The sequence below is a fragment of the Dolichospermum sp. UHCC 0259 genome (assembly GCF_009711935.1).
Lineage (GTDB): Bacteria > Cyanobacteriota > Cyanobacteriia > Cyanobacteriales > Nostocaceae > Dolichospermum.
The window spans coordinates 46,399-57,097 of sequence record NZ_VIKX01000082.1 but is presented as its reverse complement, the minus strand read 5'-3'; the positions used below and the strand labels follow the sequence as shown (position 1 = coordinate 57,097).

Here is a 10,699-nt window from a genome sequence, read left to right as displayed (position 1 = left end):
CAGTCCCCAGTCCCCAGTCCCCAGTCCCCAGTCCCCAGTCCCCAGTCCCCAGTCCTTACTTCATTTGATGCGCTCCACTATACCATTTTAATAAAACTTTAGCTAATCTCTGCGGGTCATGGCGAACAGCACCATTTTCATCTTCAAAGAGAATATTTGCAGGAACTATGCGCCGTCCTAATTTGGTAACAGATTCTCGGTCTAAAAAAACTGGATGGGAGTTTTGTTGGGCATAACGGATCAGTGCTTGGGCTGAGGGCATTTTTTTATGAACTAATACGGCATCGAATAACCTTCTATTGCCACAAGCGTCATCTATTGCTTGAATATGTTCAGCAACACTATATCCATCAGTCTCTCCTGGCTGAGTCATAATGTTGCAGATATATATACTAGGTACATTGGTAGCGGCGATCGCATCAGCAATTTCTTGAACTAACAAATTAGGAATTAAGCTAGTGTAAAGACTACCCGGACCAATAATAATGTAATCAGCTTCTTTAATGGCTTTAATTGCGGCGGGAACTGCCGGTGGATTTTCAGGAATACAACCAATTTTGACAATTTTCCCCGCAGCTTCCGGAATATTCGACTCACCCTCAATGCGGCGACCATCTGTCAATTCTGCCCAGAGACGGACATCGCTAAGGGTAGCAGGTAAAACTTGTCCTCTCACCGCCAATACCTTAGAACTGGCAGCGATCGCTTGCACCAAATCTCCAGTAATATCAGTCATGGCAGTTAAAAACAAATTACCAAAACTGTGACCTGTTAAACCATCTCCCGCCCGAAAGCGATATTGAAATAATTCCGTCAGTAATTTTTCTTCATCTGCTAACGCCGCCAAACAATTGCGGATATCACCCGGTGGTAAAACGCCAAATTCTTCGCGCAGTCTCCCAGAAGAACCGCCATCATCTGCTACGGTGACAATAGCAGTAATATTAGCACTATAAGTTTTTAAGCCTCTGAGTAAAGTTGAAAGTCCAGTTCCACCACCAATAACCACAATTTTCGGACCTCGGTATAGGCGACGATGTGCCAAAAGGACATCTATTAACTCCTCTTCATCACCAATAGGTCTGAGAACTTCCGTAATTGAACCAACAGTGCGAGATTGTCCCCACAGCACCAATAGCACACCAGATACCAGGAGTACCGGACCGCTGATATAGTTGGGTAAAATGTCAGCCAGGAACGCAAAAAGACCTTTCAGCAATTCCAGAATCCAAAAAATCGGGGTTAATTTTACCCAAATAGCCAACCCCAAACTGGCTAAGAAAACACCCCCAATACTGATAAGTAACCAGCGTTTCACAGCTAATCCAGGAGACAACCATTTGCACCATTGGTTAAACCGATAGGAAGTGCGACCTTGGGACTGTAGCTGTAGCGAATTAATGGCTTGTTTCAGAAAACCGATAAACATACCTAATAGGGAAAGTTGGTACAAACAATATTTAACAAAAAATTTACATCACCTGGTTTCCACACTAAGGGAAAACCATCACATTTATTCAATCCTTCATCATCACCGAGTAGGGGCGCAGGGCCTGCGCCCAGTTAGGAGTCAGAAGAAGGAAATACCAATCACCAATCACCCCAGTTATCAAGAATTTTATGAAAAAGCGAATTTTAGGAATAGATCCAGGACTAGCAACTGTGGGATTTGGGGCAATTGATTGGCAAACAAAAGAACAACAGACAACGGTACAGATGGTTGATTTTGGCGTAATTCGCACCAGTGCCGATATGGAAATGAGTCAACGACTATGCACATTATTTGACGATTTACACACCGTTATTGAGGATTTACAGCCGGATTTAGTAGCCATTGAAAAATTATTCTTTTATCGTATGGCAAATACCATTGTTGTGGCACAAGCTAGGGGTGTACTGATGTTAGTTTTAGGACAGCGTAAACTCCCTTATGTGGAATTTGCACCTCCCCAAATTAAGCAAGCTTTAACGAATTATGGTAAAGCAGATAAGTCAGAAGTGCAAGAGGCTGTGATGCGGGAATTGGATTTAGATGAAATTCCTCGACCTGATGATGCGGCAGATGCTTTAGCGGTAGCACTAACGGCTTCGTTTCAGTTGTGATTCGTATAAAAATAGAATAGTTGGTTAAACTGAGTCTGTCGCCCATGTCCTCCACTGAAATTTCAAAGGGTTCAGCGATCGCTACCACCGGAAACATGATACTCTACCCCTAGACACGGGTTGATGAAATCGCAGGAAATTCTACATTCGCCACTGTTTCCAGCATAGATAAAATTTGCTCAGGACGCAAGACCACCCCATCAGGACGACAGCTACCCAAGTACCGCACAACGGCTGTTGAATCTGATTCTTGGTGAGAGACTGAAATTAATTCTATCTCCCATATGCGATCGCGCAGATTTATTAATTGCTGTTTACCGGATTTGGTTGTATGTGCCGATAAAATCTCCTCTTGATTTTTAATAGTTTCAATCCAGTTTTGCCATTGTGCCGATTGTCCCTCGCTTTGGGCTGTAGATATTGTTAATAAATACTCGGCTGCTTCCAAAGTTTGGGTAGCGGAGGGAGACTTGATGTCTATTTCTACCACATTATACACAGGAATGTTAGTAGGTAGTTGTTTAACCAATTGGGCATGAAAAGTTGCCACATCCATTGGTTCAGTCAACTCAAAATCAACTATTTCTCCACTACTGGTAGCGCCTAAACTTAAAGCACTGGCTAAAGCAATTCTTGGGCCAGGATGAAAACCCCCTGTAAAGGTGATTGGTAAACTGGCACGACGCATGACTCGATCAAATAGACGCATTAAATCTAAATGACTTACCAAAGCCATATCCCCTTGTTTACCAAAGCATACTCGCAATCGTTGGGCTTTGGTGGTGTTGGGGACAAAATCGCCGGCAAAGCTGGGAATGGGTGGTGCAGCCATCACCACATTATGACCGAAATCAGTGCCACAGACTCCACAATGAGAACAACCTTCAAAAGAGCAGTCAGGGACAATTGCCGCTTCTAGAGCGCGTTGTAGGTCTTGTTGCAGCCACTTTTTATCAATGCCAGTATCAATATGATCCCAAGGTAAGGGAGTATCCAGAGGTGATAAAGTTTCTTGTTCGTTGTTGCTGACAGCAAACAGATTCCATTCGCCATTTTCCACTTGACGGTATTTCCAGTCTAGACCGGCTTCGGTAATGGCTGTTCCCCAAGCTGTAAAGGCTTTATCTACATTATCAAACCAAGCATCCATGCCTGCACCCAATTTCCAAGCTCGATGTAACACTTTCCCCAAAGTGCGATCGCCTCTACCAATAAAGTCTTCCATCGCGGAGATGCGAAAATCAGTGAAATTTACTTTCACGTTCTTCATTCCCCGAAATTCTTCCCGCAGGAGGTTCTGCTTTCTCACAAACTCGGTGGTAGAAACTGAATGCCATTGAAAGGGAGTATGGGGTTTGGGAGTAAAGTTAGAAATGGTCAAAGTGAAGTTTAACGATCTGCGTCCTTTTTCCCAACATTCTTGCTTTAACCAGCGCACAGTTTCCACAATCCCGATCACATCAGCATCGGTTTCACCGGGTAAACCAATCATAAAATACAGCTTGATTTTATCCCAACCCTGTTCCCAAGCCGTTTTTACTCCTCGCAATAATTCTTCATTTGTTAAACCCTTATTGACAATATCCCGCATTCTTTGTGTACCCGCTTCAGGGGCAAAGGTTAACCCACCTTGGCGCGTACCTCCCAGGATATTAGCAATATTTTCATCAAACCTATCTACTCTCTGACTAGGTAAGGTGAGAGAAATATTGTCATTTTTTAAGCGATTTTTTATTTCCATCCCCACCGCTGGTAGGGCTAAATAATCAGAACAACTCAAGGACAATAGGGAAAACTCATTGTAACCAGTTTCCCGCATTCCCTTTTCTATAGCTTCTACCACTTTTTCCGGTTCGACATCCCTCGCAGGTCTGGTTAGCATTCCTGGTTGACAGAAACGACAACCGCGAGTACAACCGCGACGAATTTCAATGGTGAGGCGATCGTGGACTGTTTCTACATAAGGAACTAAGCCAATAGAATAGGCAGGAATGGGAGTGGCTACTCTTCTCAGGACTCTTTTGGGTACATCTGGACGCAGGGGATATACAGCCCCACCTTTACCCATTTCATAGAACTGTGGCACATAGACACCAGGAATTTGCGCCAAGTCTAATAATAGTTCTTGACGATTCAAGCTGGATTTTTTCCCTTCTTCTAAAACCAAGCCAATTTCGGGAAGCAGTTCTTCACCATCTCCCAAAACGATGAAATCGAAGAAATCTGTATAGGGTTCGGGGTTAGATGTTGCTGTTTGTCCACCGGCAAAAATTAGCGGATAATTTCCCTGTAACCGTTCTTCTCTAGTGACGGGGATTCCGGCTAAATCCAACATTTCTAAAATATTGGTGCATCCTAATTCGTAACTGAGACTAAAGCCTAAAATATCGAAGTCCGTTAACCACCGTTTAGATTCCACTGCAAACAGGGGTGTCTGCGTGGTGCGAAGTTTGGCGGCTAAATCCGCTCCTGGTAGATAAGCGCGATCGCATAACTGGCAAGGCTGGGCATTCAAAATGTTGTATAAGATGATATGCCCTAAATTTGATGCCCCTACCTCATACACTTCTGGATAGGTCAAAACCCAGCGGATTGTTGCCGTATCCCAAGGTTTATGGACTGCTAAACGCTCATTACCCAGGTAACGGGCAGGTTTTAAAATATCCGATGTTATTAATTGTTCAACTAAAACAGCCACTTTGCTATCTTCTAGCTACCATAAATTACAGCTAACCACCCCAAGATTAGCATTAATTAGAGATTTTCACCTCAGTTAAAAAATTTTCATCTTGCAAATTTGGTGCTGGATGAATTATGTTATGCTTATGGCACACTGCGTGTTAACGAAGTTACTCTAAAATAGGCACACGCGAAGGCACAGAGATTTATAAATTATCTCAACATCATTATGCAAGCTTATACAAGTGTAAATTTGCGCTTCATCAGAGCATAAACTTTTTTTCCTCACTTGGCTACAAGTTGGAAGTCTCTTTACTCAATCTTTATGAGTTGACTGGCTTTATTTAAAGATTGTCATAAGTCAATGGTAAAGTGTACTGATATATACATTTTTTTTTAGCAAGTTAAAAAACAATCTACTTATGCCTTCTGAATGCAGATTAATCATCTGTTGCTATAGCAGTTACTCTTACTGAAACTAGAAATAGAAGTAGTTTCAGGAAAAATTCTCTGTAATCGTCCACCGTGACATTTCCCCTTGTCATTGACAAAAACAGAGTTAGCGAATAACTGGTCTTGATTATTTAGTAGTGATCTAAATCACAGCGTCGAGAGGTATAAATCACCTTTTATACCGAACATTGTCTTAGATAATGACTAGTAACTGCAATTTGGTTTATTTATTATGAAAACTCGATACGTGATTCGTCAGTTGGTAGAAAAAGCCCTGCATATCCGCAAGCTAACGCCAGAAATCGAAAATGAGATTAACTCAGAATTAACAAAGCTTGGTCATATCTCTGATGTTGACTATGAAGCTTTAGAATTACTAATGGCAGAGATGGATGCTGGCAGAGTGCAGCTAGTTCCTACCTGGGGATAATACTCATATTGGAAGGTATCAACACTGCGTACTAACATCCTATTGTTTCTAGTATTACCTATGCAATCAAGTCTCTTTATGTTTCTTGTCCTTTTTGATGTGCTTGCCACAGTTGATGAATAAATAAATTAAATTGTTGTTTAGCTACTAAATCAGGTTCAAATTTTAGTTCTTTAGGAAAAAGTTGTCCTAAAAAAGCTATAACTTCCGTATCTAAAGCCGGTCTAAACAAATCTAGTGGCCAGAACAAATCCGATACATCTTGTAAATCAATCACAAGTGGTAATTCTGAGGTAGAGTTCACAAGCAGTAAAGGACGCACCCAGCACAATTGACGAGAAACGACGATTTCAATGACTTCTGCATAAAGATTTTGATGACTATAATCCAAGGATACAATTTGTCCTGGTTGAAATTTGGGGCTGATATCCATAACTATCTAGAGTAGTAACTATATTGCAGTTTCCTTAATTTTAATAATTCCTGTTGCTGATGAGGAGATAGAAAGTAAGGAAAATTTTTTCTGCCCCAATAATTAATGTAAATTTCTTGTGTCTGTGCTATGATATTCTAGGAAAAACTTCCCAGCAGCGCCAAAGGTATTTTAAGATAGAAATACGGCAATGCAGAAGTAAATAACTGTTAAGCAAATGCTGAACAGGAACATATTCTAGTAAATCAACGATAAAAGAGCAAAGAACCGTGTCAGTCGAAACCATTGAGAAGCGTTCTACGTCCCGCAAGCTTGCGCCTCAGTATCGCGTCTTGCTCCATAATGATGACTATAATCCGATGGAGTACGTTGTACAAGTGCTAATGACTACTGTTAATAGCATTACCCAACCGCAAGCTGTTAGTATTATGATGGAAGCCCACCATAACGGGTTAGCTTTGGTTATTACTTGCGCTCAAGAACACGCGGAGTTTTATTGTGAAACCCTCAATAATCATGGTTTAAGTAGTACGATTGAACCAGAAGAATAGTTGTTAGTCATTGGTCATTGGTCATTGGCAGAAATATATAATTAGGACTAATGATGATTGACTAAACTCTATAATGAAAATTAATTTAGCCCAAATTGCCCAAAGTCCCGCCCCTATCAGGGTGGGCTGTTTTATCTTGTGTTTATTACTGTTATGGCTACCCCTGGCTTTACCAATTTATTTGCTAGTTGAAGATACTAATTTAGAAAGTATTTTGACTCTGGTTATATTATATGTAGAGTTTATTTTTCTGCTGAATATTTGGGGTAAACAAGTTCATCAACAACCAAAAATATTCAGCTATTATGGTTTAGAATTTACAAGACTGAATGGGGTGAATTTGTTGCAGGGGTTGGCTATTGGACTAACTACTGTTTTAGTTTTATTTGGTTTGGAAGGTGTACTAGGTTGGTTAATATGGCAACAACCACAAGTGTTTTTAGGGAGAATAATTTTAGAAGGTTTATTAGTTAGTTTGGGTGTGGGTTTTGCAGAAGAATTATTATTTCGGGGTTGGTTATTGGATGAGTTACAACGAGATTATAAATTAAATATTGCTATGGGGATAGATGCAATTTTATTTGCTGTAGCCCATTTTATTAAACCTTTGGAGGCAATTATTCATACTTTACCCCAATTTCCGGCTTTGGTATTGTTGGGGTTAACGCAGGTATGGGGAAAACGTTGGAAAAGGGGACGTTTGGGTTTACCTATTGGTTTACATGGTGGGTTGGTTTGGGGTTATTACATTATTAATGTAGGACAATTAACCAAATATTCGGGACAAGTTCCTGACTGGGTGACTGGTGTAAATAATAATCCTTTACAGGGGGTTATGGGGGTATTATTTATGGGTGGACTAGCTTGGTGGATAGGTAGTAAACAGCAGGTGACAGGGAAGAATATAGAATTTGAACATAAAACCTGATTAATAAAAAAGCGTTGCTGATTAAGGGTAGGAATTTTAGTCTCACGCAAAGGCGCAAAGACGCAAAGGTAAGAGGTTAAAATTTATCTTGTTAATTTTCTGATTTGGAAAATCAAGACTTGACAAGGCTCAAAGTTTGTATTATGATTATGTTATGGGTAGGAAAGTGTGCGCCCATATATAGGCTTTTCAACTACCAATATTATTATTTTCTTCTTTATCTTGTAAATCCTTAAATCCTGGATATCCTGATTCTGACAATCAAGACTTGACAAGGCACAAAGCTTGTATTATGCTTATGTTATAGGTGGGAAAGTGTGCGCCCATATATATAGGCTTTTCAACTACCAATATTATTATTTTCTTCTTTATCCTGTCAATCCTTAAATCCTGGATATCCTGATTCTGACAACTTAAATTTTATTATGGCTTATTTTACCCCAGGGCAACTACTGAAAAAAGGACAATACGAAATTATTGATACTCTAGGACAGGGAGGATTTGGTATTACCTATTTAGCGCAAGATCATAAACGCAAAAAACAAGTAGCTATCAAATGCCTCAACGTCTCCTTTTTGAAACAACGCTATCGAGATAAATATGGTAATACAGAAGATTTTGGAGAATTTCTAGCAGAAGAACAGGACAAGTTTAACACCGAAGCAATGGTATTAGCTACCTTTGATCATCCTCACATTGTCAAAGTGTATCCTGAACTGTTTCAAGAAAATGGTTTATCTTGTATGGTGATGGAATATGTCAAAGGCAAAAATTTAGAACAATATTTATACGCGAATGGTATTTTTAGTGAAAGTGCAGGTTTAGGAATTATTAAAGGCATTGGAGAGGCTTTAAGTTATATTCATAGTCGTAATTATCTGCACCGAGATATTAAACCTGCGAATATTTTACTAAGAGAATCTGACAATCAAGCCATATTAATTGATTTTGGTTTAGCTAGAGAAGTCAACTTTGCGGAATTGATGAGTTTAACAAATGCCAAAACTCCGGTTTTTGCACCACCAGAACAATTTGAAAATAGAAGTAATTTCACTCCGGCTTTAGATATTTATGCTTTAGCAGCCACATTATATGTAATTATCGCCGTTCATGAACCTCCTTTCATTCCTCTGCCTAGTCCTTATCTGAATGCTAAGATTATGCTAGATATGAAAATGGCGATTGAACCACCGCAAAAATACAATTCTCAAATTAGTCAAAAGGTAAATGATGCTATTCTCAAGGGAATGGAGTTAGATTATCAAAACCGTCCTCAGTCTATTACAGAATGGTTTAGGTTTTTAGGTATTCAAACAAATAAAAAACCTAACCCCCCTCACCCCCCTTCCCTTGTAGGGAAGGGGGATATTAAAGCCTCTCTCCTTGTAGGAGAGAGGTTGGGAGAGAGGTTTTTAACTAACCTGAAAACTTTCACTTTTGAAGTTGTCACAACGAACGCGAAAGGAAGCATTATCAAAAAACGCAACCACTCAGCAAATTACTTTGTGGAAGATTTGGGAAATGGGGTGAAGTTGGAAATGGTGGAAATACCCGCAGGGACATTTTACATGGGTTCACCGGAAAATGAAAAGGGAAGATTTGATACAGAAAGTCCCCAACATCAAGTTAATGTTCCCAGCTTCTTTATCGGTAAATATCCTTTGACTCAAGCACAATATAAAGCTATCATGGGAAATAACCCTGCTGACTTCAAAGGTAATAATCGCCCTGTTGAAAAAGTGAGTTGGGATGATGGAGTTGCATTTTGTCAAAAGTTAAGCCAAAAAACAGGTAAAAACTATAAGTTGCCCAGTGAGGCACAATGGGAGTATGCTTGTAGGGCGGAAACTACCACACCTTTTTATTTTGGTGAAAGTATTACCCCAGATTTGGTAAACTGTGATGGCAACTATCCCTACGCTGACGCACCCAAAGGGCAATATCGAAAACAAACCACAGATGTAGGAACTTTTCCCCCTAATGCTTTTGGTTTGTATGATATGCACGGAAATGTGTGGGAATGGTGCGAAGATGATTGGCAAGAGAATTATATAAATGCGCCTATAAATGGTAGTGCTTTGATTAGTCGAAGCAACACCAAACTGCTGCGCGGTGGTTCGTGGGACACCTATCCTGGAAATTGCCGTTCTGCTGCTCGCTACAACTACAACCTCGACTTCAACTACGACAGGTTTGGTTTTCGGGTTGTATGTAGTGGTGCGGCGAGGACTTAGTTGCCCTTTATACTCTTGCTCTTTTGCCCTCTGCTCTTTTTTCTTTTCCCTTACCCCGCCGTTAGGCGGAATTTTTTTTGGATAAATACTGGATGTGGAAACCTTATATATATGGGCGCACACTTTTCCACCTATAACATAAGCATAGTCCAAACTGATAACTTTGTCAATGTCTGAATCAGGATATCCAGGATTTGAGGATTTACAGGATGTTGTTGGATGATTTTTGGTGGGGAGTTGATGATTTGATTTTGTCTGAATCAGGATATCCAGGATTTTCAGGATTTGCAGGATGTGGTTGGATGATTTTTGGTGGGGAGTTGGTGATTTGATTTTGTCTGAATCAGGATATCCAGGATTTGAGGATTTTCAGGATGTTGTTGGATGATTGTTTGTGGGAAGTTGGGATTTTTCAGGATGTGGTTGGATGATTGTTTGTGGGGAGTTGGTGATTTGATTTTGTCTGAATCAGGATATCCAGGATTTGAGGATTTTCAGGATGTTGTTGGATGATTGTTTGTGGGGAGTTGGGATTTTTTAGGATGTTGTTTAATGATTGTTTGTGGGGATTTTGGAGATGATTTTGTCTGAATCAGGATTTTCAGGATTTTCATTCAGGATGAGTAATTGGTAATTGCGAAAATGCTGTAAGTAGGTAAACAGGAAAATTTAAAGGTATGTAACGGTATGTAAAGTTATCTCAACGCGAGATTATGATTGAGTTTCAGCCATTTTACAAAACTAAACATATATCGTTTTTATTATGTTTACCTACTTAAACTAATCATCTCAAGAAGAGCATAAAACAACATCTTTAAAATATCCCAACTTCCAAAAATCACCACTTCCTCAAAAACAATCCTTAAATCACATCCTGTAAATCCTCAA

Annotated in this window: 9 protein-coding genes; 6 read left to right on the top strand and 3 right to left on the bottom strand. The window is 39.9% G+C overall.

The window, feature by feature from the left end:
* Positions 1–55: 55 nt before the first annotated feature.
* On the bottom strand, positions 56–1,429 hold the full coding sequence (yvcK, locus tag FJR05_RS06650; RefSeq protein ID WP_168643384.1) for a gluconeogenesis factor YvcK family protein: 1,374 nt from the start codon (positions 1,427–1,429) through the stop codon (positions 56–58).
* A gap of 191 nt (positions 1,430–1,620) precedes the next feature.
* On the opposite strand from yvcK, the gene ruvC reads away from it, so the two are divergent.
* Complete coding sequence (gene ruvC, locus FJR05_RS06645; RefSeq protein ID WP_168643383.1) at positions 1,621–2,103, top strand: crossover junction endodeoxyribonuclease RuvC; 483 nt, start codon at positions 1,621–1,623, stop codon at positions 2,101–2,103.
* 109 nt (positions 2,104–2,212) lie between these two features.
* On the opposite strand, the gene FJR05_RS06640 is transcribed toward ruvC, so the two are convergent.
* Positions 2,213–4,801, bottom strand: a complete 2,589-nt coding sequence (locus tag FJR05_RS06640) for a TIGR03960 family B12-binding radical SAM protein (RefSeq protein ID WP_168643382.1) — start codon at positions 4,799–4,801, stop codon at positions 2,213–2,215.
* A gap of 666 nt (positions 4,802–5,467) precedes the next feature.
* Here FJR05_RS06640 and FJR05_RS06635 point away from each other — a divergent pair.
* On the top strand, positions 5,468–5,665 hold the full coding sequence (locus FJR05_RS06635; protein WP_015078743.1) for a hypothetical protein: 198 nt from the start codon (positions 5,468–5,470) through the stop codon (positions 5,663–5,665).
* Positions 5,666–5,741: 76 nt separating this feature from the next.
* Here FJR05_RS06635 and FJR05_RS06630 read toward each other — a convergent pair whose 3' ends face one another.
* Positions 5,742–6,098, bottom strand: coding sequence for a hypothetical protein (locus FJR05_RS06630; RefSeq protein WP_174783606.1), 357 nt, complete (start codon positions 6,096–6,098; stop codon positions 5,742–5,744).
* A gap of 269 nt (positions 6,099–6,367) precedes the next feature.
* Between FJR05_RS06630 and clpS the strand changes: the two genes are divergently transcribed.
* From clpS to FJR05_RS27585, 4 genes are all read left to right on the top strand, one after another.
* Positions 6,368–6,649: an ATP-dependent Clp protease adapter ClpS gene (clpS, locus tag FJR05_RS06625; protein ID WP_168643381.1), complete on the top strand. Its 282-nt coding sequence runs from the start codon at positions 6,368–6,370 to the stop codon at positions 6,647–6,649.
* 73 nt (positions 6,650–6,722) lie between these two features.
* Entirely contained in the window at positions 6,723–7,577 is an 855-nt protein-coding gene (locus FJR05_RS06620) for a CPBP family intramembrane glutamic endopeptidase (RefSeq protein WP_168643380.1), read from the top strand.
* Positions 7,578–8,002: 425 nt separating this feature from the next.
* Entirely contained in the window at positions 8,003–9,811 is a 1,809-nt protein-coding gene (locus FJR05_RS06615) for a bifunctional serine/threonine-protein kinase/formylglycine-generating enzyme family protein (protein ID WP_168643379.1), read from the top strand.
* Positions 9,812–10,020: 209 nt separating this feature from the next.
* A complete protein-coding gene (locus FJR05_RS27585; RefSeq protein ID WP_256376177.1) occupies positions 10,021–10,143 on the top strand; it encodes a hypothetical protein in 123 nt (40 codons plus the stop codon).
* Positions 10,144–10,699 lie beyond the last annotated feature (556 nt).

Coding starts and splice junctions, on each gene's coding strand:
- FJR05_RS06615 (WP_168643379.1), top strand. CDS start 8,003: ATGGCTTATTTTACCCCAGGGCAACTACTGAAAAAAGGACAATACGAA.
- FJR05_RS06620 (WP_168643380.1), top strand. CDS start 6,723: ATGAAAATTAATTTAGCCCAAATTGCCCAAAGTCCCGCCCCTATCAGG.
- yvcK (WP_168643384.1), bottom strand. CDS start 1,429: ATGTTTATCGGTTTTCTGAAACAAGCCATTAATTCGCTACAGCTACAG.
- FJR05_RS06630 (WP_174783606.1), bottom strand. CDS start 6,098: ATGGATATCAGCCCCAAATTTCAACCAGGACAAATTGTATCCTTGGAT.
- FJR05_RS27585 (WP_256376177.1), top strand. CDS start 10,021: ATGTTGTTGGATGATTTTTGGTGGGGAGTTGATGATTTGATTTTGTCT.
- ruvC (WP_168643383.1), top strand. CDS start 1,621: ATGAAAAAGCGAATTTTAGGAATAGATCCAGGACTAGCAACTGTGGGA.
- FJR05_RS06635 (WP_015078743.1), top strand. CDS start 5,468: ATGAAAACTCGATACGTGATTCGTCAGTTGGTAGAAAAAGCCCTGCAT.